Genomic DNA, 21209 nt, shown 5'->3' on the forward strand with positions numbered 1-21209 from the left:
CCACGGGCCCCCGCCCCGCGGCCCTTGCGCGCCCTGCGCTCCAAGGCCGGCCCCGACCGGTACATGGACCCGGGCACACCGGTGGGGGCCGGCCGGGCGGGGCCGGCCGCCGCTCCCGAGACGAAAGGCTCCGAGGCGAAGTGAAGATAGTTCGCGTGGAGACGTTCCTCGTCCCGCCCCGCTGGCTCTTCTGCCGTATCGAGACGGACGACGGCACCGTCGGCTGGGGCGAACCCGTGGTCGAGGGCCGGGCGGAGGTCGTACGGGCGGCCGTGGACGTCCTCGCCGAGTACCTCGTCGGCCAGGACCCGCTGCGGATCCAGGACCACTGGCAGATCATGACCAAGGGCGGCTTCTACCGGGGCGGCCCGGTGCTCTCCAGCGCCGTCGCCGGCGTCGACCAGGCGCTGTGGGACATCGCCGGCAAGACCTACGGCGCCCCCGTGCACGCCCTGCTCGGCGGACCCGTCCGCGACCGGGTGCGGGTGTACGCGTGGGTCGGCGGCGACGAGCCCGCCCGGCTCACCGAGGAGGTCACCGCACAGGTCGAGGCGGGCTTCACCGCGGTGAAGATGAACGCCGCCGGGCGTACGTCCCCGATCACCAGCCCCGCCGAGACCGCCGCCGTGGTCGAACGGGTGGCGGCGGCGCGCGCGGTCCTCGGCCCGGCCCGGGACGTCGCCGTCGACTTCCACGGCCGCTTCAGCCCGGCGGGCGCCCGCCGCGTGCTGTCCGAACTCGCCCCGCTGCACCCGCTGTTCGTGGAGGAGCCGCTGCTGCCCGAGCACGGCCATCTGCTGCCCGGCCTCGTCGAGTCCAGCCCCGTGCCCATCGCGACCGGTGAACGGCTCTACGGGCGGGCCGAGTTCCTGCCCGCGCTCGCCGCCGGCATCGCGGTCGCCCAGCCCGACCTCTCGCACGCCGGCGGCATATCGGAGGTGCACCGCATCGCCTCGCTCGCCGACACCTACGGCGCACAGCTCGCACCGCACTGCCCGCTCGGCCCGATCGCCCTGGCCGCCAGCCTCCAGATCGCCTTCTGCACCCCGAACTTCCTCATCCAGGAGCAGAGCAGGGGCCTGCACTACAACAAGGACGCCGACCTGCTGTCGTACGTCGTGGACACGGAGCCGTTCCGCTTCGTCGACGGCCACGCCCACCGCACCGGTCTGCCGGGGCTCGGCGTCACCGTCGACGAGAAGGCCGTACGCGCCGCCGACCGCACCGGGCACAGCTGGCGCAACCCCGTCTGGCGCCACGACGACGGCTCGTTCGCCGAATGGTGAGCGAACCGCTGTCCGTCACCACCGACCCGGCGCACGGCGGACGCTGGACGTCGCTGCGCGCGGGCGGCCGGGAGTGGCTGTGGCGGCGCGACGAGCCACGCCGTGACCTCGTCGCCCCCGGGGAGGCGTTCGCCGACGCGGGGGGCCTGGAGGAGTGCGTCCCCACGGTGCGCGGCAGACCCGACCACGGCGACGCGTGGTCCCGGCCCTGGCGCGGCGACGGGGCGTTCGCGAGCGTCGACTGCCCGGACTTCCGTCTCACCCGCCGTATCCGTACGGAGGGCGACACGCTCGTCGCCGACTACCGGCTGACGGCCGCGCCCGGCTACCGCTTCCTCTGGGCCGGGCACGCCCTGTTGGACGTGTCGCCCGGCGCCACGCTCGGCATCCGGCAAGGAGCGCCCGTCCGGCTCTACCCCGACGAGGGGGCGAAGTGGCGGGCGGGAGCCTGGCCACGGGCCGACGGTGTGTCACTCGACCGGCTCGCCCCCGACGACGGCACCGCCGTGGGCGCCGTCGTCGCCGCGCCGGAGGTGACGGTGCGGGACGGGCGGCACACCTTGCGCATGGCGGTGGAGGCGGAAGGACAGCCCGTCTCCGTCGCGCTGTGGCGCAACCTCGGCGGCTTCCCGGCCGGCGCCCCGTACCGCTCCGTCGGGGTCGAACCGATGCTGGGCCGCGTTTTCGACCTGGCGGCGGCGGGGGAGGGGGACGCGGCGCGGGTCCCCGCGTCGGGCGGGGTCCACTGGCGGCTGACCGTCACGGCCGGCCGCGGTCCACGGCCATGAACGAGCGCGCCACGAACGAGAACAGCGGGCACGAGCACGCCCCGGACAGGAACCGTGCACGACCGCCCACGTACGAGAGAAGGAAGCCACCCGTGGATCTGCCGGCCGCCCTGCGCGCCCACCGACTCGTCGCCATCGTGCGCGGCGACGACCCCGACGCGGCGCTCAGGACCGTACTCACCCTGATCGAGGAGGGCGTCGTCCTCGTCGAGGTCTCGCTCACCGGGCGGGACGCGCTGGACGTCATCGCACAGGCCCGAGCCGCCCTCGGACCCGACGCCCCTCTCGGCGCGGGGACCGTCCTGACCGCCGACGACGCGCACGCCGTGCACCGGGCCGGGGCGGACTTCGTCGTCACACCCGCCGTCTGCGAGGGCGTCGACGCCGCGCGGGACCTGCGACTGCCGGTGCTCGCCGGTGTGTTGACACCCACCGAGATCCTCGCGGCGCTGCGCGCCGGAGCGTGCGCGGTGAAGATCTTCCCCGCGGCGCAGGCCGGCGGACCCGCGTATCTGCGCGCCCTCAAGGGCCCCTTCCCGGACGTTCCGTTCGTGCCCGTCGGAGGCGTGGACGCCGAGGCCGCCGCGGCGTATCTGGACGCCGGAGCGCTCGCGGTCGGCGTCGGCTCGCCTCTCGTGGGCACCGCGGCCGACTCGGCGGGCGGAGACGGTCTCGACGGCCTGCGCTCCCGTGCCCGCACCTTCCTCGACGTCGTACGCGCCGTGGGCCAGGACCCCGCGTGAGGACGGTCCCGACGCCGCGCCCGGGGCCGGTCGTCTGTGTCGGCGAGACGATGGCGGCGCTCGCGCCCGACCCGGCGGCCCCGCTCGACACCGCCGAGCGGCTGAGGCTCGACGTCGCGGGCGCCGAGTCCAACGTGGCGATGTACCTGGCCGACCACGGTGTCCCGGCCCGCTGGGTGTCCGCGCTGGGCGACGACCCCTTCGGGCGGCGCGTGCGGGAGCGGATCGCCGCGTCGGGCGTCGACGTCTCCGGCGTACGTACCGATCCGGCGCGCCCCACCGGCCTCCTCGTCAAGAACCCGGGCACGGACGCCACGAGCGTCCACTACTACCGCACCGGATCGGCGGCCTCCGCCCTCGGCCCCGGGACCCTGGACCAGCCGGCGTTCCGGGACGCCGCGCTCGTCCATCTCACCGGGATCACCCCGGCGCTCTCGGCGTCCTGCCGCGCGCTCGTCGAACGCGCGCTGCGCCCGGAACGGCCGTACGCCGTCAGCTTCGACGTGAACCACCGCCCCGCGCTCTGGGGCGACGAGCCGGCGGCCGAAGTCCTGCGTCCTCTCGCGGCCCGCGCCGACCTCGTACTGGTCGGTCTCGACGAGGCGCAGGCGCTCTGGGGCGCGGCCCTGTCCGACGACGGCCCCGACGCGGTCCGCGAGCTGCTGCCGGAGCCGCGCGTGCTGGTGGTCAAGGACGGGCCGCGCGCCGCCACCGCGTACGTCGGCCCCGACACGTACACCGTGCGGGCGCCGAAGGTGCGGGTGGTCGAACCGGTGGGCGCGGGCGACGCGTTCGCGGGCGGCTTCCTGGCGGGCCTGCTGCACTACGACGATCCGGTACGGGCCCTGCGCCTGGGCCACCTGACGGCGGCATCGGCCCTGAGAGTCCTGACCGACCACGGCCCCCTGCCACCCACGCCCCGAACCCGCGACCTGTTGGAGACGGACGAGAAGACCTGGAACGCGCTGTCCCTATAGGAAAGAGCCTGAGGAACGGCAGGCTGCTGCGCCCGGGGGTCGATCCCCGCTGGCGCGGGGAGCAGCTGACCCTCCACCACGGCGCCGACGATCCGGAGGGTCCATCCCGCTGGCGCGGGGAGCAGTGGTTGGGATGCTGAGGCCAGGCCCGCCCCCGGAGTCCATCCCCGCTGGCGCGGGGAGCAGTTTGTCGGATGGCAGAAGACCATCCGCCCTGGGGGTCCATCCCCGCTGGCGCGGGGAGCAGAGAATCCTCACTTTGAGTAACTGTCAGGCGGGGGGTCCATCCCCGCTGGCGCGGGGAGCAGGCAGCGGACGGCGTGAAGACGTCCGTGACGCAGGGTCCATCCCCGCTGGCGCGGGGAGCAGCTGACGGGGTGTCGCAGGAATCCGCAGCCCGAGGGTCCATCCCCGCTGGCGCGGGGAGCAGCCTCGCTGTCAAGGAATGTGATCACAGGGAGGGGGTCCATCCCCGCTGGCGCGGGGAGCAGGCTGCGTGGCCAGCAGGTTTCCTGGTGAGCAAGGCAGCTTTGAACCAACTGCCACGGGAGCGACAAACAGGCCAAATCGGCCAGCTCGTTGTACACGGATCTCCAGCGAACAGGTTACGGCCGCCCATAGACCGCCACGAGCATTCCACCCGAGATCCCGGAAACGTCGTGCGGCCGAGTCGGCGCGGTGGAAGATGTCGAACCCCGACATCTTCCCTCCGCAGTACACTTCCGCACCACACAACGGCATCCTGCGGTCAACCAACCAGGCACGGCATCAACGGCTCAGCAGCCACATACCTCCGTGGACGCTGGCGGCCCTGAGGAACTGCTTCCATGGTGCAGCCCTTCCAGAAACCCATGACGGCGCCGTGTGGAATGGGCCAGCCACGACGTGGAGACAGGGGACGGCCCGCGCACCTCGCCCCGCGGGCCCATCTCCCGGAAGTACGGCTCGACGTCGACGACCGGGCCCCATCGATCGCGTCCAAGTCCGTCACGTGCAGGTCCAGACGGTCGAACGTCCCGGTGGCTGGCCACTCAGCGTTGTCGCGGGGACTGCGAGTGTGGAGGGCAACGTCGCCCGGCGACGCCCTGTGGAATGTCAGACAACCACCAGTTCGGAGAACTCCTCCAGGGCCTGGACGACCTCGACGGGGAAATCCCGGTTCAGGCGGACGATCGCCGAACCTCTCCAACGGTCGCCGGTAGGCTCGTTGCGTCCGCCGACCACGGTCGCGATGGGCTTGATCTCCAGCGACTTCGTCATACGATCCGCACTCCCCTTCGAGCCTCCATGACGACGGCGTCAATCTAATCGGGCAGCCATCGCAGCGCCCCGGTCGTCGTCGATCGGACTCGACATCCGCAGCACGATCTTGGCGTCGTGCTGGGAGGCACATCCGTACTCGATGTGGATGGTTGCGTAGGCGACGCGGAATCCGTCCCTGTGCCGTTCAACCCATGCCGTTGAGAGGCCTCTTTCCTGTGGGTGTCGACGTGGCTCTGGTGGCACACGGCACAGTCACGTACTGCGCCTCGCCCCCAGGCTGTGGCGCGAACAGAGCCGCCCTGAACGTCCCTACGCCGAGTGGTAGGGCACGCAGTCCGTGCGCACTCACAACGCAGACAAGGCTTCGGCGCGTCAAGCACGCTGACCTCGTGGCTTGTCGTCAGCCTGGCGCTTCGCGCAGCGGCTGCTTGACGCAGACTGCGGACCTCGGCAAGGAACGAAGAACCCAATAGGCGGACAACGTGATCTCCGGCAGAGTGTCCGCGTGCGTGCCCGAACCTCGGTGCGCACCGACCCTGCGGAGCAGCCGAGGTGCGGTGGTTCCCCCGCGGGGTCGGGGGATTTGCACTACTTTTGCATGATTGTTGATCGCTGTCACGCCCAGCGAAGACGAGAAGAAGGCCTACGACTCACTCGGTAGTAGTCAATGACGAGCGAGCAGAACGCTCCATAACACAACACAAGTGCTGGCGATCGGCCTATCATCGGAGATACGGATCGTAGATCCTAGTGATTCTGTGTGTGCCCTGGCCCGCGGCACCCCTCGGTCGCGGGCCCCTTGATCAACGCCGGTCACTCGAAGGGGAATCCCCAATGAATTCGGTAGAATCGGACGACAACATGGCGGTTTCAGCACCTGCCGTCCCATCGCAGGAGATAGACAGTGTCGCCCTGAAGCGTTTGATCGAGGAGGTTCGGACAAGCGAACCGGTGGTGACCAGTAGTTATAACCGGACCCACAACCGCCACAACCGCTAGAGGTCGGTCCTGAACCGGGAGATCGACACCGTACTGGTCAAGACGGCTAGTCGCTGCAACCTGGACTGCAGCTACTGCTACGTCTACAACCTCGGTGATGACGGCTGGAAGAGCCAGCCTCGCCGTATGACAGATGCGGTGATGAGTGCCGTCATTGATCAGTTGGGTGGGTTGAGCCAGTCGCAGCCGCGCCCGCTGAGCGTAGTGCTGCACGGAGGCGAACCACTACTGCTTGGAATCGGTGCCACCGAGCGTTTCGTCGGAGGTCTCAAGTCGAGTCTGCGCGCAGATGCCGGTCTGCACATCCAGACCAACGGCGTGCTGTTGACTGACGAGTTCATTGACGTCTTCGATCGCTACGACGTGGGGATCTCGATCAGCCTGGATGGTCCGGCCGAACTGCATGATCGGAATCGTCTGGACCGACACGGCGACGGTTCGCACGAGCGCGTGGTGGCCGGCGTTGCTCGACTCGTCGCGCACCCGGCGAGAGAGCGGCTGTTCAGTGGATTACTCGCGGTTGTCGATCCGACGTCGGACCCTACCGAGGTGTATGAATTCCTCAAAGCCACCGGGGCGCCGTCGTTCGACTTCCTCTATCGGGACGGAAACCATGACGCACTTCCTCCAGGGAAGAGCCGGACGGACTCGACCGAATACGGCGACTGGATGGTGCGCCTGCTCGACCACTATCTCGCTGACCTGACCCCGCCTCGAATCCGCGTACTCGATGACCTCATCCGTCTCATCCTTGGCGGCCGTGGCCGCAAGGAAGGTATCGGGCAAGACGAGTACGGCATTCTTGTAATCGACACCGACGGTCGTATCACTCGCAACGATACGCTGAAGGTGGCTTACCCCGGCGCTGATCGTTTTCAGCTTGAGCGTTCAATCGTCAACCGAGATCTCCTTGACCAGCTCGATGGCGCAGAGCTTGACGAGTACTTTGCCCTCCAGTATCCGACATCCCCGACCTGCGAAGCCTGTCCCGAGCTGACCATATGCGGCGGAGGAATGCCTGCGCATCGCTGGTCCACCGAGAACGGCTACTCCAACCCGACCGTCTTCTGTAGCGACCAGCTTGAACTGATCTCGGCTGTCAAAGACCGCCTCTCCATCGCCGCCAAGGGAAATGACCGACACGAGGAATCGCCGTGACGACCAACTCTCCGCCTGAACAAGGCGCATTGCAGGTATCCGATACGACGGCGTGGCCGCGGCCAGATCTGGGTGCCCGGGAGGTGGCCGCAACTCCGTTTCGATACGCGACGTTGGCTGAGTGCTTCACGCCGCAGACCGGTGAGCACGTGCTCGAATGGTTTGAACGCGACGCGCCGTGGGTCGCGAAGCGGACCGACTTCTACGAGCAGTACGAGTTCAGCTGCTGGGACAGCGCATCGCCGACAGCTTCCTACCTGACCAGACACGACGTCCTCGATGCTGTCGGCACCGCGATGACAGGAATGTTCGGATGCGAGTTCGAGCCGGACGTCAGCGTCGTGTGCCACAAGCTCGTGCGCGGGCATCGAATCGGCATACACAACGACTACCTCGTCGGAGAAGAGTCACACCGACTGACCGTCCAGCTGAACCGCGGTCTCACTGACAGAGATGGCGGCTTTCTGATGCTCTTTAGCTCTGGCGACCCCGCCGATGTTCACCGTGTGCTGCGTCCGCAACACCTGAGCGCACTCGCGTTTGAAATATCGCCCGACTCTTTTCACGCGGTTTCCGAAATGCATGGTGGAGCGCGATACACGGTCATTTACTCGCTCCGAGCTCGACGTGACTAACTCCCTCAGTCTGCGCCTGGGCAAGGAAGATCCGCTTTGGTTCCCCGACTTGACGGCCGAATTGGTAGCGGACTTCATGTCGCGCAATCAGGTGGAGCCGAGTCTCATCGAACAGTACGGGACTTCTCGCTGGTTGGCGGGCAATGTGGGACCTCCCGCACCCGACGGCGGTGACATTCGATTTGGGCCTCACATAGCGAAGATTGAACACTTGTCGAGCAAGACAGCGGCAGCCTTCGAGGGTCTGCACTTTGCTGACGGTCATGATCCGCAGATCCGTGAGCGGATCCAAGCGGCGGCTGACGTCCTTACGCACGTCCCGAGCATGGCTGAGAGTATCGGCTCGGTCGTGAAGGTGATCCATCCGATTCAATCCCTGAGGGACCACGACGTCAGTCACAGCACGCCTGAACTGCCGTTCTCAATCTTTGTCTCGATACCGGAAAAGGACGAGCGGGATGCATTGCTGAGGGTGGCCGAGTCGCTCATCCATGAGGCGATGCACCTTCAACTCACTCTTGTGGACTCAATCGAGCCTCTGGTCGTAGATGATCGCGCAAGCGGCTACTCGCCGTGGAAGGATGAAGTTCGACCCGTCACCGGACTTCTGCACGGTCTCTACGTCTTTGCAGTCATTCACCAGGCGTTCGGCATTTTGACGGGCGTACGCGGCGAGTGGCGCCAATACTGTCGCAAACGTAGTAATACGATCGAACGTGAGATTGCCTCACTCTCGGAGGCGCCGAAAGGACTTTCAGAAATGGGCATCGATTTGTGGCGGCGTTGTCTTGAAAGCATTGCAGCTTGAGTAGAGCTTCGACGGTCACGGCCGGTTGGCGTGGTCGACGCGAGCCCTGCGGTCCGGAGCGTATGGCGCTAGTCTCCCGCTTTTGCGAGTGGGGCTGCCCGATCATTGATCGGATACCTGATAGGTGCTTCCGACCTGCAACGATGGGACTTGTCGAGGGTCCTGTCAGCTGCAAGGAATGAAGCACTCTCCAGGTGAACAGGCGTATCGGGCCGTACCCTTCTGTCCGTGTCCCAGGTGACGGGGACTCGGTGGTTCCGCAGGCTGCCGGGCTCTACCGGTGGAGACGATCCACAAGCCCGGTCCGGACACGGCGATATCGGCCGCGCTGACGCGGTGGTGCAAGCCACGCGCGATGCAGGACCCGGGCAGGATCCTGCTGGACCTCGCGCCGGCGGTGGCACTGGACGGCGACTGCTCGTCGGGCATCGGCGTGCTGCGAACCGAACATGTGGTGCTCAGGCCGGCGGCCTCCGACCCAACCGTCTCGCGGCTCGTCGAGACACAGGCTGCGGCCGACTCCTCCGCACCGACAGCGGTCCGCCGGGCCAGGGCCGAAGTCCGCGAGCGAGTGTGGAAGCTGTCCGGCAGCAATGTGCCCGACGCCGGTGGCGAGGTCATCGTGGAGATCGCCAGAGTGCTGGTCCTGGCGCACTCCGAGAAGCGGAACGTGCTCGCCACGCGGAAGATCATCAGCACCGACTCCGCCAGCGGTATCGACGACTTCGTCAATTGGCTCACCACATGGGGCCGGTGGTTGTCCTACTTGGTCGGCATGACCATCACTGACGCGGTCCACCACGCCTTATTGCAGGTCCCCCACCGCCCGGCAGAGCTCCAGCGTCGGTCCAGCCCTGGTTCTCGAAGCGCTTCGACCTCTCGGGGCAACCGTCGGCGCATTCGGAGAGTCGTACCCGCAGTGACCGAAGAACGTGAACAGCACTGCGTGGGGTTGTCGCCGACCGTCTCCGCGGCAGCACGCAACGGAAGTCTCGCCCTCGCGGCCGTGGCGAGTTGGAGCGACCTCCTGCTGGTCGTGCAGGGGCGGGTGCTTCCCGGCTGGGGGGTGAGTGCAACTCTCCTGATCCTGGCGCTCGTTCTCCGAAGGACCCTCACCCGGGTGGGCAGCCCGGCGGGGGCTCCGAAGCTCCCACGGAAACGAGCCACGTGGGCATCGCTGGGCAACACCCTGCTGATCGCCATGGCGGTGCTCGGCACCGTATGGGGAGCGGCGGACGACCTGATCTCCAGCGCGGAGTACCACGTACTGCGCCCCGCGGGGCCCGGGGGCTGCACGGCGGTGGTACGGGAGACGTCCTTTCTTATGATCGGCAATGGGGAAGCGTACGCGGTGGGGCTCACCGGCCTGGCCCTGGGCGAGTCGGGATCGTGGACGGTCGATGATGGTTACCGGCCCGTCGACGCCGGCACGTACGAGTTGGGCTGGGAGCGGGACAGCGGTCTTCTACGAGTCAGCGGCACGAGCACCGATCCCGTTGTCCGTGGCGGATCAGCCGACATCCACTGCGGGTGGTGAAGCCGGTCAGGCCCACCGGCATGCCCTGGCCAAGAAGACCGCCCCACTCGGCGCCTTTACGGGTGCCACGTGCCACTCGCCGGCCGGCATGCGGCGTGCTCACAGGTGGGCGTCCAAGAACTCCCCGAGCGCTGTCCTGGACATGGGACCGCTTCCGGCCGCCATCGCCTCGCCCCGGTCGATCAGCACGAAGGAGGGCGCGCCGGTGACGCCGTACCGCCGTACGGGGCCGGGGCACCTTGCGATGTCGGCCCGCACGACGATCAGTCGGCCCTGGTGGACATCGGCCGCCTCCCCCACCAGGACATCCATTTCCTTGCACGCTGCCGCGGCCTTGGGCCACACCCCGTAGAAGTACGCGAGCACCGGCACATCCGCCCTCGCCAGGATGAACTCGAACTCGGCTTCCTCATGGGGCCGTTGGACCCTGTTCGCCATCGGCACTCCTCGACGCTCCACTCGGTGCGAGGCAGTGGGTGCCTCCTTGTGTCTGACCACCGCGACGGACGTACCGCCCGTCAGTGGGCCCTGCGGGCTCGGGCGGCCTTGCGGGCCTCCGCCATCGTGCGCGCCTCCGCGGCCTTGCGGGATTCCTTCGGCGGGCGGCCCGCGCGGGTACCCAGACCCCGGAACGCCGCGTTTCCGGTCTTCACCACGTCCTGCACCGGCGGGCGCTTCGCGCCTGTGATGCTGGTCAGCCTCTCCTCGCCGGAGCGAACCTGAGAGACCGTGGGCCGGATCCCGGCGTCCGACATCATCCGGTGCACGTCCTGGCGCTGGCCGGGCGTGACCAGCGTGACCACGCTGCCGGACTCCCCGGCACGCGCGGTGCGCCCGCCGCGGTGAAGGTAGTCCTTGGGGTCGGAGGGCGGATCCACGTTGACGACAAGGTCCAGATGTTCGACGTCGATGCCACGGGCAGCGACGTTGGTCGCCACCAGCACAGTGATCTCCCCGTTCTTGAACTGGGCGAGCGTGTGCGTGCGCTGCGGCTGGGACTTCCCGCTGTGCAGAGCACCCGCCCGTATGCCGCTGCTCCGCAAGTGGCGGGTGAACTGGTCCACACCGTGCTTGGTGTCCAGGAACATCAGCACCCGCCCGTCCCGAGCGGCGATCTCGGTGGCCGTCACGTACTTGTCGGCGGGATGGACGTTCAGTATGTGGTGCTCCATCGTCGCGACCGAGCCCTCCGCCCGATCGACCGCGGCGAACACCGGCTCACTCAGATACTGCCTGACCAGTTGATCGACGTTTCGGTCGAGCGTCGCGGAGAACAGCATCCGCTGCCCGCCGGGGGGCGTCCGGTCCAGGGCTTCCGAGACCTGCGGCAGGAAACCCATGTCACACATCTGGTCCGCCTCGTCCAGCACCGCGATCCGTACCCGGTCCAGATGACAGTCCCGCCGGGCGACGAGATCGGCCAGCCGTCCCGGCGTCGCGACCACGACCTCGGCGCCCGCCCGGAGCGCCGCCACCTGCCGACTGATCGCCAGCCCGCCGACGACAGTCACCGAGCGCAGCCCGAGCGCCTCCGAGTAGGGAGCCAGCGCCTCGCTCACCTGCTGCGCGAGTTCTCTTGTCGGCACCAGGACCAGCGCGAGGGGGCGCTTCGGTTCGGCGCGCCGGCCCGCCGTACGTGCGAGGAGCGCGAGCCCGAAGGCGAGGGTCTTTCCCGAGCCGGTCCGCGCGCGGCCGAGGACATCCCGGCCGGCCAGCGCACTCGGCAAGGTGGCCGCCTGGATCGGGAATGGCTCCCGTATCCCGAGCTTCGCCAGCACTCCCCGCAGCTGGACCGGCAGTTCCAGCTCCGCGAAGGAGCCGGCGGGCGGGAGGCCGGGCGTCACTGTCCCCGGCACCGAGAGTTCGCCTCGCGGGGAGCTCCCCCGGTCGGACCTGCCGGGTCCGGAGCGACCGGAGGCCGATTGCTTCGCCTTCATGGGGGGTTCCTCGTTTCGGCGCCCTGAACGGAACTGGGCCCGTACCTTGTCCGGCACGGGCCCAGGCTCTCTGCAAGCGTGACCCGACCTTACCAGCGCGCGCCTCGCGTCAGCCGTCCCGCGGGCAGCCCAGCTGCTAGGTCGGGTTCATGGTCAGGGCTGGACCGAGATCGGCCGGCGCCGCAGACCGCCGCCGGGTGTGTGCCACCCGCGCACGGCTCGCCAGTGCCGGCACGTGGCCGGGGGCGACGCCGAGCACTCTGTCGAAGTCCGCCACCGCTGCGTCGGAGTATCCGCCAGTCCGTTCGTCCCCGCCCCGATGCCAGTACGCGCTCAAGGATCCGGAGAGGCATTCGTACAAGGGCGGCCCGGGCCCGTCCTCCGTAGGAGGAGGGCCGCTGTCAGCCGTGCTGCCGTACCGGGATCTCCGCCTGCGGGCGCCCCTCCCACGTAGGCGTCGTCCCCGCGAGCTGGCAGACCATCAGATAGAAGGGGATCGGCGGGGTGTACGGCGTGGGGGCGCTCGGCCAGTGGATCAGCCGGGGGTGCGCGGCCGGGACCCGGGTCCCGGAGACGTAGAGCGCGGGCCGCGGCCAGTCCAGTTCGAGGTCCGAGCCGGCGGGGACGATCCACCACCACCAGTCGGTGTCGGCGAAGACGCAGCCGGTGCTGGGCAGCCTGCCCATCAGCCGGAACCCATGCCTCGCGGGGACGCCCACCGCGTCACACCCGAGCGAGGCGGGCAGGGTCGGCGGTACCGGCAGCTGTGCGAGGCCGTTCCCCTCGTCACGCAGCCCACGGGCGAACCGGCGCACCGCACTCATCAACACGGTTGCCCCGCTTCATGTGGCAGCTCGGCCCAGACGACACGCCCGGCTCCGTAGCCGGACGTGTCGTGTGTTCCCCAGCAACTGCTCACGGCGTCCACAAGAAGGAGCCCCCGGCCGCCCTCGTCCTCGGACGCACGGTGCAACTGGGGGCCCATGGGGCCGAAGCCCTGGTCCTCGACGGCTATGTGCAGTCTGCCGTTCCCTTCGCGCAGTTCGCATATGACGTGGTCGCCGGGGGCGTGGACGACGGCGTTCGTGACGAGCTCGGAAATGATCAAAATCGCGGTCTCCAGCGTCTCGTCCGCGGTGCCCCAGCGGGCGAGCCGCTCACGGGTGAGCTGTCTGGCACGGCAGACCGACTCGGCATGGGCCGGAAGTGCGAATCCGTAGCGTCGGACAACGTTGCCAGGGCACACGGTCATCAGCGGGGGGGTGAGCGCGTTACCAGGTGCCACGACCGATTCCTAACGGTGGGGAAGCAGCACCGTGCGAAACCTCCGGGCGGAGCACGACAACTGCATGAGCTGGTTCACCGAACCACTCTCTACCCGTGCGCGACACTTGGCAAGTAGCACTGTGAATTTTTCAGAGTGCCGTGTTCTTCCTGGCGAGGGCATGGCACACTGCTGGCAACCGTGCATGGGGAGGTTCCAAAGTGAGTGAACCGCGGTCTGCCCCGACCGTGGGACAGGTCGTACTCGGCAAACGTCTTATGGATCTGCGCGAGAGAGCAGGCCTGAAACGCGAGGAAGCCGCCAAGCTTCTCCGGGTGGCGGGGGCCACTGTCCGCAGGATGGAGACAGCCGAGGTCACGCTCAAAGTCCCCTATGTGCAGGTACTTCTGCGGGCCTACGGAGTCGGTGACGAGGAAGCCGCGGTCTTCGTCGAGCTGACCGAGGAGGCCAACAAGCCGGGCTGGTGGCAGCGGTTCCACGACATCCTGCCGGACTGGTTCAGCATGTACGTCAGTCTGGAAGGCGCCGCCTCCCTGATCAGGGCGTACGAACCGCACTTCGTTCCAGGGCTGCTCCAGACGGAGGGGTACGCCCTGTCGGTCATGCACGCCGGCGCCGTGGGACAGGTCCAGCCGGAGGCCATCGACCGGCATGTGGCACTGCGGATGCGACGTCAGTCACTGCTCACGAGGTCGGACGCACCCAAATTGTGGGTGATCATGGATGAGACGGTGCTTCGCCGTCCCGTCGGTTCGCCGGAGATCATGCGCGAGCAGGTCGACCGGCTCATCGACGCGTCCGAGATGAAAAATGTGACCCTTCAGATCGCGGAGTTCTCCTCCGGACACCACCCCGGAACGTACGGGCCGTTCGTGCTCTTCCGTTTCGCCATGCCCGAACTGCCCGACATGATCTACAGCGAGTACCTGACCGGCGCCGTCTATCTCGACGCGCGTCCCGAGGTGGCGACCCACCTCGAGGTCATGGACCGTATGGCGGCTCAGGCTGCAACTGCACAACGCACGAAGGAGATCCTCAAGGATGTCCGCAAGGAGCTGTGAATGGATCCGATATACAACGGCATGCCCGCCACCGACCTCGGCGCCGAAGGCTGGCACAAGCCGTGGAGCGGCGGCAACGGCGGCAACTGCATCGAGGCCATGAAGCTGGCCGACGGCAGAGTCGCCGTGCGCCAGTCCAACGACCCTGACGGCCCCGCGCTGATCTACACCAACGGCGAGATCGCCGCGTTCATCCAAGGTGCCAAGTCCGGCCAGGCCGACTTCCTCCTGACCTGACCTGACATGACCGACCGCACCTGACATGACCGCATCCGACCGCTGTGACCGGCCCGACCGACGTACCGCTATCCGACGAGATGCTGTGACCGGGACCGTACATCCTGATCGGCCGGATCCCGCCTGGTACGAGCCGATCAGGCCTGATCGGATCTGAACTCACCTGTTCCTTGCCACCAGTTCGCCGGCCCCCGCCGACGGCGCCGAGACTCATGGAGTGCACATGACCGGGCATGACGCCATTGACACCAGCAGGCCGCACCCTGCCCGGATGTACGACTGGTTCCTCGGCGGCAAGGACAACTATCCGGTCGACGAGGAGATGGCGCGCCAGCTCCTCGCACTGAACCCGCTCGGCCGGGAGATGGCCAAGTGCAACCGCGCCTTCATGCACCGGGCCACCCGCTGGCTCGGTGCGGAGGCGGGTGTACGCCAGTACCTGGACATCGGGACGGGCATCCCGACCGAGCCCAACCTGCACCAGATAGCGCAGGAGGTCGCCGCCGACTCCCGCGTCGTCTACACCGACAACGATCCGATCGTGCTCCGGCACGCCGAGGCGCTGCTGCGCAGCAGCGCCGAGGGTCTGACCGAGTACGTCCAGGCCGACGCGCGTGAACCCGACGAGATCGTCGAGCAGGCCGGGCGGATCCTGGACTTCAAGAAGCCGGTCGCCCTGTCGCTCATCGCGCTGCTCCACTTCGTCCCCGACGAGGACGGCGCGCACGAGCTGGTGCACAAGCTGCTGGAACCGCTGCCGTCCGGCAGCTATCTCGTGATCTCCCACACCACGGGCGACTTCGACCCGGACAACGTGGAGAAGGCGAAGGAGCTCTACAGGGCCAAGGGCGTGCCCCTCGCGCTGCGTTCGCGCGACGAGGTCGCCCAGTTCTTCGACGGTCTCGAGATGGTCGAGCCCGGTGTCTCCCTGGTGGCCGACTGGCGGCCGGAGCTGGGCGATGTCGTGCCTGTCCCCGACGACGCGGTCATCGCGGGATACGTGGGCGTGGCCCGCAAGCCCTGACGGCCCGGACCAACGGCACGGCGGCGACGGCGGGCCAACGAGCAGCAGGACAGGAACACAGCAGGACAGGAACACAGCAGGACAGGACTCACACGGCCCGGACCGGCGGGGGTCCGGGCAGGTAAGCGCCTCGGCGCCGCGGCACTCCCGGGGGGTGGCAGCGGCGCCGAGGCGTTTCCGGACACGGACGGGATCCCGCGCCGACGGCTCCACGCCCCGTAGAAAGCGCTTGTGCGCCCCGTCAGGGCGTCAGCACCGGCCCAGGGGACCGGAACGGGCGGGAGGCCCCGGCGGGCGCCCAGGGGCCGTTTGAGCCCTTTCCCGGCCGTCCCGGGACTCCGGCCGTCCGCAGGCGGGCACAATGTGCGGATGTCCCGACGCCCGACGCGCCCCAGTCGCACCCCGTCCACCCGGCGGACCTCGCCGAGTACAAGCACGAACGGCGGCACGAACACGAGCAGAGGCATGAGCAGAGGCACGAGCACCGGCAAGAGCGGGAGCGCCGCCCGGGACGACTCCCCGTGTCTGTGCGGACTGCCCTCCTCCTACGGAGAGTGCTGCGGCCGCTTCCACTCCGGTACGGCCGCCGCCCCCACGGCCGAGCGCCTCATGCGCGCCCGCTACAGCGCCTTCGCGGTGGGGGACGAGCCCTATCTGCTGAGCAGTTGGCATCCCGCCACCCGCCCCACGCGGGTGGACCTCGACCCGGCAATGCGCTGGGCGGGTCTGGAGATCCTGGCCACCACCGAGGGCAGTGCCTTCCACACCAAGGGCACCGTCACCTTCCGCGCCCGCTACACCCGCCGCGGTGAGAAGGGCACGCTGCACGAGCGCAGCCGCTTCGAGCGGCACGAGGGCGCCTGGGTCTACGTCGAGGGCACCTTCGTCGACTAGGACCCCAGGAGCTGTCCGGTGGATCAGCCGGACGTGAGGACGACGGATCAGCCGGACGTGAGGACGACGCATCAGCCCGACGCGAGCACCTCCGCCAGGTCGTACCGGACCGGCTCCTCCAACTGCGCGTACGTGCACTCCCCGGGTGTACGGTCCGGACGCCACCGGCGGAACTGCGCCGTGTGCCGGAAACGGTCGCCCTCCATGTGGTCGTACGCCACCTCAAGGACCAGCTCGGGGCGCACCGCGACCCACGACAGGTCCTTCTTGCCCGTCCAGCGGCTCGGCGCCCCCGGCAGTCTGGCGCTCTCGTGCGCCGACTCCCGCGCCCAGGCGGCCCACGGATGGTCCTCGGCCGAATCCATCAGCAGCGGCGCCAGCTCGTCCACGAGCTCGGCCCTGCGCTTCATCGAGAACGCGGCGCACACCCCCACGTGCTGGAGCGTCCCGCCCGTGTCGTACAGCCCGAGGAGCAGGGAGCCGACGACGGGGCCGCTCTTGTGGAGGCGGTATCCGGCCACGACCACGTCCGCGGTCCGCTCGTGCTTGATCTTGTACATGACGCGTACGTCCGGCCGGTACGGCAGATCCAGCGGCTTGGCGACCACCCCGTCGAGCCCGGCGCCCTCGTAGCGCCGGAACCACTCCTGGGCCAGCTCGGCATCCGTGGTGGCCGGCGCCAGATGCACCGGCGCCGAGACCCCGCCCAGGGCGTCGACGAGGGCGGCACGGCGCTCGGACTGCGCCGTGTCGAGCAGCGAACGGTCGCCGAGGGCCAGCAGGTCGAACGCGACGAAGCTCGCCGGGGTCCGTTCGGCGAGGGTCCTCACCCGGGAGTCCGCCGGGTGGATGCGCTCGCTGAGCCGGTCGAAGTCCAGCCGGCCCTCGTACGCGATCACGATCTCGCCGTCGACCACGCACCGCTCGGGCAGCTCGCGCCGGAAGGCGGTGACCAGCTCGGGGAAGTAGCGGGTCAGCGGTTTGCCGTTGCGGCTGCCGATCACCACCTCGTCACCGTCCCGGTGGACCAGCGCACGGAAGCCGTCCCACTTGGCCTCGTACTGCATTCCGGGCGGGATCTTGGCCACGGACTTGGCCAGCATCGGTTTCATCGGGGGCATCACCGGCAGATCCATGCCCTCGATTGTGCGCGGAACGAGGACGGTCCGCCCAATATGCGCGGTGGGGGAGCCGGGCCTACGGTGGCGCGTATGGCGAGCAAGGGTGCGGCGATGGAGCTGGAGGTCGGCGGCCGGGCCGTGCGACTGTCCAGCCCGGACAAGATCTACTTTCCCGATCGGGGCTTCACCAAGCTGGACGTGGCTCAGTACTACATCGCGGTGGGCGAGGGGATCACCCGCGCCCTGCGGAACCGGCCGACCACCCTCCAGCGGTACATCGAGGGCATCTCCGGCGAGTCCTTCTACCAGAAGCGGGCGCCGAAGAATCTGCCCGACTGGATCCCCACCGCCCGGATCGCCTTCCCCAGCGGACGCACCGCCGACGAGATCTGCCCCACCGAGCCGGCCGCCGTGCTCTGGGCGGCGAATCTCGGCACGCTGACCTTCCACCCCTGGCCCGTACGGCGGGGGAACACCGAACACCCCGACGAACTGCGCATCGACCTGGACCCGCAGCCGGGCACCGACTTCCAGGACGCCGTCAGGGCCGCCCACGAACTGCACGCCGTCCTCGACGAGCAGGGACTGAACGGCAGACCCAAGACCTCCGGCGGACGCGGACTGCACGTCTTCGTGGCGATCGAACCGCGCTGGACGTTCACCCAGGTACGGCGCTCCGCCATCGCCGTCGGCAGAGAGCTGGAACGGCGTATGCCCGGCCGGGTGACCACGGCGTGGTGGAAGGAGGAGCGCGGCGAGAAGATCTTCGTGGACTACAACCAGACGGCGCGCGACCGCACGATCGCCTCCGCCTACTCGGTACGCCCCAATCCCTACGCCACGGTCTCCGCGCCCCTGCGCTGGGAGGAGCTGGACGACGTCTCGCCGCGCGACTTCGACGTGGCGACGATGCCGGCCCGCTTCGCCGAGGTCGGGGATCTGCACGCGGACATGGACTCCGAGGCGTACAGCCTGGAGGGCCTGCTGGAACTGGCCGCCCGCGACGAGCGCGACCACGGCCACGGCGATCTCCCGTACCCGCCGGACTACCCGAAGATGCCGGGCGAACCGAAGCGCGTCCAGCCGAGCCGCGCCCGCGAGGACCCGCCGGACGCGCCCTAGCCCCGGTCGCCCCCCGCCCCCGTCCCGCACCCCGGCCCCCGCGCCCGTCCCCGAACGGCGAAGTGCCCCCTCCCGTGAGGGAAGGGGCACTTCTGTCGGCTCGGCCTCCTAAGGAGGCGTCACATCGAACCGGTCCCGATCAGAGCTGCTTGATCCGGATGTCGCGGTAGGAGATGACGTCCGTCGTGCCGTGCACCTGGAGACCGACGTAGCCGGACGAGTAACGCCGTCCGTCGGTACCCACGTCACCGGCGCGCGGCGGAGTGAACTCCTGGCCGCCGATGTTGTCGAACTCGTTGATCACGACACCGTTGCGCAGGATGGTGTAGTGCTGGTCGACCACCTTGATCTCGTAGTCGTTCCAGCTGCCCTTCGGGGTGACGCCCGCACCGGCGAGGCCGACGCGGTCGAAGCCGTAGAGCGATCCCGTCTTGTACATGTCGCCGTCCGGGCGGTCCAGGATCTGGACCTCGTGCCCGTAGTTGATGGCGACCCACTCCGGCCGGCTCTCCAGCGGGTGACCGTTGACGTTCGGGAAGCGCACGAAGACACCGCCGTTGGCGTTGCCCGTGCCCGGCGCGTCGTCACGGAACTGGAGCTTCAGCGAGAAGTCGTCGTACTTGCGCTCCGGGAACCACAGCATGCCCATGCCCTCGACGGTGGTGCTGCTCGTCATGGCGCCGTCCGCGGTGAGCGAGAACTTGCCGCCGCCGACCTGGGCCCACTTGGAGAAGCTGTCCTCCGTGCCGTCGAAGATCGTGCGGTAGCCGGTCGTCTGACCCGGCTTGCCGATCTTCGACTGCTTGGCGGCCTTCGTGATCTTGGTGTGCTCGCGCTTGTCGATCACACCGTCCGACTGGAGCTTGTCGAGAACCGCGTCGACGTGCTTCAGGAACAGCGCGTGCGAGGACCAGTCCTTCTCGTCCTCTATCAGCTCGTTGATCGTGCAGCGGCTGGTGGTGAGCCGGTTCGGCACACCCGTGTCGACCGCACCGACGATGACCGTCAGCCGCACGTCGTACTCGGGGCAGTTGGGGGCGGGAACGCCACCGCCCTTGGCGATGGTGAACGTCACCTCCTTGGCCACCGAGGTGTTGCCCGACTTGTCCGTCGCACGGTGCGCGAGCTTGTGGTAGCCCACCGCGTCGACGATCACGGGCTTGGTGTACGCGAGGTAGGGACCGCCGTCGAGCGAGTACTCGATCTTCTCGACACCCGAGAGGTCGTCCGTCGCCTTGAGCGTCGCCGTGGCGCTGGTGATGTACGCGCCGTCGGAGTTCTTGTCACCGCTCACGGCCGCGGTCGAGACCGGCGCCGTCGTGTCCTCCGCCGGGGGCTCGACGACCTTGAAGTCGACGGCCTTCTCGGCGGCGGCGTTGCCGGCCTTGTCGGTGGCCCGGTAACGGACCTTGTGCGTACCGACCTCATGGACCATCACCGGCGCGTCGTAGGTCTGCCAGGCCCCGTCGGCGCCGATCGCGTACTCGATCTTGTTGACACCGGAACCGGCGTCGGACGCGGTCACGGTGACCGTGGCCATGCTCAAGTACGCGCCGTCCGCGTCCTGTTCACCCGACACGGTCGCCGAGGTCTCCGGCGCGGTCGTGTCGCCGGTGTCCGGCGCGACGACCTTGAACTCCGCCGTCTTCTCGGCGGCGACGTTGCCGTCCTTGTCGGTCGCCCGGTATCTGATGGCGTGGTCGCCGACCGTGTTGACCACCACCGGAGTGGTGTACGGCTGCCATTCGCCGTCGGCCCCGACCGCGTACTCGACGGTGTCGACACCCGAGCCCGCGTCGGTGGCGGAGAGCGTCACCGTGGCCTGGCCGACGTACGCGCCGTCACCGTTCTGGTCGCCGTCTATTTTCGCGGCCGTCTCGGGCGCCGTGGTGTCCTCGCCGCCGCCACCCTCGGTGACGGTGAAGGTGCCGGTCATCGTGCCGTGACCGGGGATCGTGCAGAAGTAGCGGTAGGTGCCCGGGGTCAGTACGACCTCGGCCGTCTGCTTACCGCCCTGCGCGTCCTCCGGACTCGCCATCAGGTTGAGCGTCACGTCGTTGTTGTAGTCGGGGTTCGACGTGTCGAACGTGACCGTGTGCGGCATCGACGTGGTGTTGCCGGTGGCCTTGCTGTTCTCGAAGACGATCGTCGCGGGACCCGCGACAGCCGTCGTCGGGAACGTCTGGTACGCCGTGGTGGAGTTGCCCGCCGTCCAGTTGAGTACCTGGGCCGCCGCCATCGGCGACTTGCCGTTGTCGTCGCGTCCGTACGCCTGTGTCGAGGTCAGCCCCAGCACCAGCATCAACGAGCCCAGCAGGGCCGTCCACAGGCGTA

The 21209-nt window shown here is 68.6% G+C and carries 21 protein-coding genes and 1 CRISPR repeat array; of the genes, 14 read left to right on the top strand and 7 right to left on the bottom strand.

Going from position 1 to position 21209, the window contains the following annotated elements:
- The first annotated feature begins 140 nt into the window (after positions 1–140).
- From dgoD to ACFWU9_RS13890, 4 genes are all read left to right on the top strand, one after another.
- Positions 141–1286 carry a galactonate dehydratase gene (gene dgoD, locus ACFWU9_RS13875; RefSeq protein WP_384317793.1) on the top strand — a complete coding sequence of 382 codons (1146 nt, stop codon included), beginning with the start codon at positions 141–143 and terminating at the stop codon, positions 1284–1286.
- Positions 1280–2074, top strand: coding sequence for a hypothetical protein (locus tag ACFWU9_RS13880; protein WP_384317796.1), 795 nt, complete (start codon positions 1280–1282; stop codon positions 2072–2074). The genes dgoD and ACFWU9_RS13880 overlap by 7 nt, the downstream gene beginning before the upstream one ends.
- 92 nt (positions 2075–2166) lie before the next feature.
- Positions 2167–2817 carry a bifunctional 4-hydroxy-2-oxoglutarate aldolase/2-dehydro-3-deoxy-phosphogluconate aldolase gene (locus ACFWU9_RS13885; RefSeq protein WP_384317799.1) on the top strand — a complete coding sequence of 217 codons (651 nt, stop codon included), beginning with the start codon at positions 2167–2169 and terminating at the stop codon, positions 2815–2817.
- Positions 2814–3794 carry a sugar kinase gene (locus ACFWU9_RS13890; protein WP_384317802.1) on the top strand — a complete coding sequence of 327 codons (981 nt, stop codon included), beginning with the start codon at positions 2814–2816 and terminating at the stop codon, positions 3792–3794. Before ACFWU9_RS13885 ends, ACFWU9_RS13890 begins: the two co-directional genes overlap by 4 nt.
- Before the next feature lie 34 nt (positions 3795–3828).
- A CRISPR array of direct repeats spans positions 3829–4285; the repeat unit is 29 nt; unit sequence GGGTCCATCCCCGCTGGCGCGGGGAGCAG.
- Positions 4286–4889: 604 nt separating this feature from the next.
- Here the strand turns inward: ACFWU9_RS13890 and ACFWU9_RS13895 are convergent.
- On the bottom strand, positions 4890–5054 hold the full coding sequence (locus ACFWU9_RS13895) for a hypothetical protein (protein ID WP_384317805.1): 165 nt from the start codon (positions 5052–5054) through the stop codon (positions 4890–4892).
- Positions 5055–5918: 864 nt separating this feature from the next.
- On the opposite strand from ACFWU9_RS13895, the gene yhhA reads away from it, so the two are divergent.
- The 5 genes from yhhA to ACFWU9_RS13920 all read left to right on the top strand — a co-directional run bounded on the left by yhhA (position 5919) and on the right by ACFWU9_RS13920 (position 10194).
- Positions 5919–6056 carry a YhhA family cyclophane-containing RiPP gene (yhhA, locus tag ACFWU9_RS13900; protein WP_384318027.1) on the top strand — a complete coding sequence of 46 codons (138 nt, stop codon included), beginning with the start codon at positions 5919–5921 and terminating at the stop codon, positions 6054–6056.
- 33 nt (positions 6057–6089) lie between these two features.
- On the top strand, positions 6090–7214 hold the full coding sequence (gene yhhB, locus ACFWU9_RS13905) for a cyclophane-forming radical SAM/SPASM peptide maturase YhhB (RefSeq protein ID WP_384318029.1): 1125 nt from the start codon (positions 6090–6092) through the stop codon (positions 7212–7214).
- Positions 7211–7849, top strand: a complete 639-nt coding sequence (gene yhhC, locus ACFWU9_RS13910) for a cyclophane-containing peptide 2OG-Fe(II) oxygenase YhhC (RefSeq protein ID WP_384317808.1) — start codon at positions 7211–7213, stop codon at positions 7847–7849. Before yhhB ends, yhhC begins: the two co-directional genes overlap by 4 nt.
- Positions 7797–8657, top strand: a complete 861-nt coding sequence (locus ACFWU9_RS13915; RefSeq protein ID WP_384317811.1) for an aKG-HExxH-type peptide beta-hydroxylase — start codon at positions 7797–7799, stop codon at positions 8655–8657. Before yhhC ends, ACFWU9_RS13915 begins: the two co-directional genes overlap by 53 nt.
- Before the next feature lie 280 nt (positions 8658–8937).
- Entirely contained in the window at positions 8938–10194 is a 1257-nt protein-coding gene (locus ACFWU9_RS13920) for a hypothetical protein (protein WP_384317814.1), read from the top strand.
- A 99-nt stretch (positions 10195–10293) separates the two neighbouring features.
- Here ACFWU9_RS13920 and ACFWU9_RS13925 read toward each other — a convergent pair whose 3' ends face one another.
- From ACFWU9_RS13925 to ACFWU9_RS13940, 4 genes are all read right to left on the bottom strand, one after another.
- Positions 10294–10632 (bottom strand): thioredoxin family protein, encoded by a 339-nt coding sequence (locus ACFWU9_RS13925; protein ID WP_384317817.1) that lies wholly within the window; start codon positions 10630–10632, stop codon positions 10294–10296.
- A gap of 80 nt (positions 10633–10712) precedes the next feature.
- Positions 10713–12131 (bottom strand): DEAD/DEAH box helicase, encoded by a 1419-nt coding sequence (locus ACFWU9_RS13930; protein ID WP_384317820.1) that lies wholly within the window; start codon positions 12129–12131, stop codon positions 10713–10715.
- A gap of 401 nt (positions 12132–12532) precedes the next feature.
- Entirely contained in the window at positions 12533–12955 is a 423-nt protein-coding gene (locus ACFWU9_RS13935) for a hypothetical protein (RefSeq protein WP_384317823.1), read from the bottom strand.
- Positions 12955–13416: an ATP-binding protein gene (locus ACFWU9_RS13940; RefSeq protein ID WP_384317826.1), complete on the bottom strand. Its 462-nt coding sequence runs from the start codon at positions 13414–13416 to the stop codon at positions 12955–12957. Before ACFWU9_RS13940 ends, ACFWU9_RS13935 begins: the two co-directional genes overlap by 1 nt.
- A 200-nt stretch (positions 13417–13616) precedes the next feature.
- On the opposite strand from ACFWU9_RS13940, the gene ACFWU9_RS13945 reads away from it, so the two are divergent.
- From ACFWU9_RS13945 to ACFWU9_RS13960, 4 genes are all read left to right on the top strand, one after another.
- Positions 13617–14477 (top strand): helix-turn-helix domain-containing protein, encoded by an 861-nt coding sequence (locus ACFWU9_RS13945; RefSeq protein WP_384317829.1) that lies wholly within the window; start codon positions 13617–13619, stop codon positions 14475–14477.
- Positions 14478–14714, top strand: a complete 237-nt coding sequence (locus ACFWU9_RS13950; protein WP_384317832.1) for a DUF397 domain-containing protein — start codon at positions 14478–14480, stop codon at positions 14712–14714.
- A gap of 223 nt (positions 14715–14937) precedes the next feature.
- Positions 14938–15738 (top strand): SAM-dependent methyltransferase, encoded by an 801-nt coding sequence (locus ACFWU9_RS13955; protein ID WP_384317834.1) that lies wholly within the window; start codon positions 14938–14940, stop codon positions 15736–15738.
- A gap of 465 nt (positions 15739–16203) precedes the next feature.
- On the top strand, positions 16204–16632 hold the full coding sequence (locus tag ACFWU9_RS13960; protein WP_384317838.1) for a YchJ family protein: 429 nt from the start codon (positions 16204–16206) through the stop codon (positions 16630–16632).
- 71 nt (positions 16633–16703) lie between these two features.
- Here the strand turns inward: ACFWU9_RS13960 and ACFWU9_RS13965 are convergent, their stop codons facing one another.
- Entirely contained in the window at positions 16704–17768 is a 1065-nt protein-coding gene (locus ACFWU9_RS13965; protein WP_384317841.1) for an ATP-dependent DNA ligase, read from the bottom strand.
- 96 nt (positions 17769–17864) lie between these two features.
- Between ACFWU9_RS13965 and ligD the strand changes: the two genes are divergently transcribed.
- A complete protein-coding gene (gene ligD, locus ACFWU9_RS13970; protein WP_384318031.1) occupies positions 17865–18875 on the top strand; it encodes a non-homologous end-joining DNA ligase in 1011 nt (336 codons plus the stop codon).
- Between the two features lie 139 nt (positions 18876–19014).
- Here ligD and ACFWU9_RS13975 read toward each other — a convergent pair whose 3' ends face one another.
- Complete coding sequence (locus ACFWU9_RS13975) at positions 19015–21177, bottom strand: OmpL47-type beta-barrel domain-containing protein (RefSeq protein WP_384318033.1); 2163 nt, start codon at positions 21175–21177, stop codon at positions 19015–19017.
- Positions 21178–21209 lie beyond the last annotated feature (32 nt).

The sequence above is a fragment of the Streptomyces sp. NPDC058653 genome (assembly GCF_042716895.1).
Taxonomy (GTDB): Bacteria; Actinomycetota; Actinomycetes; order Streptomycetales; family Streptomycetaceae; genus Streptomyces.

Excerpts from the sequence above, each read along its gene's own strand:
- ACFWU9_RS13965 (WP_384317841.1), bottom strand. The coding sequence starts at position 17,768 with ATGGATCTGCCGGTGATGCCCCCGATGAAACCGATGCTGGCCAAGTCC.
- ACFWU9_RS13915 (WP_384317811.1), top strand. The coding sequence starts at position 7,797 with ATGGTGGAGCGCGATACACGGTCATTTACTCGCTCCGAGCTCGACGTG.
- ACFWU9_RS13895 (WP_384317805.1), bottom strand. The coding sequence starts at position 5,054 with ATGACGAAGTCGCTGGAGATCAAGCCCATCGCGACCGTGGTCGGCGGA.
- ACFWU9_RS13975 (WP_384318033.1), bottom strand. The coding sequence starts at position 21,177 with ATGCTGGTGCTGGGGCTGACCTCGACACAGGCGTACGGACGCGACGAC.
- yhhA (WP_384318027.1), top strand. The coding sequence starts at position 5,919 with ATGGCGGTTTCAGCACCTGCCGTCCCATCGCAGGAGATAGACAGTGTC.
- ACFWU9_RS13960 (WP_384317838.1), top strand. The coding sequence starts at position 16,204 with ATGAGCAGAGGCACGAGCACCGGCAAGAGCGGGAGCGCCGCCCGGGAC.
- ACFWU9_RS13930 (WP_384317820.1), bottom strand. The coding sequence starts at position 12,131 with ATGAAGGCGAAGCAATCGGCCTCCGGTCGCTCCGGACCCGGCAGGTCC.
- ACFWU9_RS13880 (WP_384317796.1), top strand. The coding sequence starts at position 1,280 with ATGGTGAGCGAACCGCTGTCCGTCACCACCGACCCGGCGCACGGCGGA.
- ACFWU9_RS13935 (WP_384317823.1), bottom strand. The coding sequence starts at position 12,955 with ATGAGTGCGGTGCGCCGGTTCGCCCGTGGGCTGCGTGACGAGGGGAAC.
- ligD (WP_384318031.1), top strand. The coding sequence starts at position 17,865 with ATGGAGCTGGAGGTCGGCGGCCGGGCCGTGCGACTGTCCAGCCCGGAC.
- ACFWU9_RS13950 (WP_384317832.1), top strand. The coding sequence starts at position 14,478 with ATGGATCCGATATACAACGGCATGCCCGCCACCGACCTCGGCGCCGAA.
- ACFWU9_RS13955 (WP_384317834.1), top strand. The coding sequence starts at position 14,938 with ATGACCGGGCATGACGCCATTGACACCAGCAGGCCGCACCCTGCCCGG.
- ACFWU9_RS13925 (WP_384317817.1), bottom strand. The coding sequence starts at position 10,632 with ATGGCGAACAGGGTCCAACGGCCCCATGAGGAAGCCGAGTTCGAGTTC.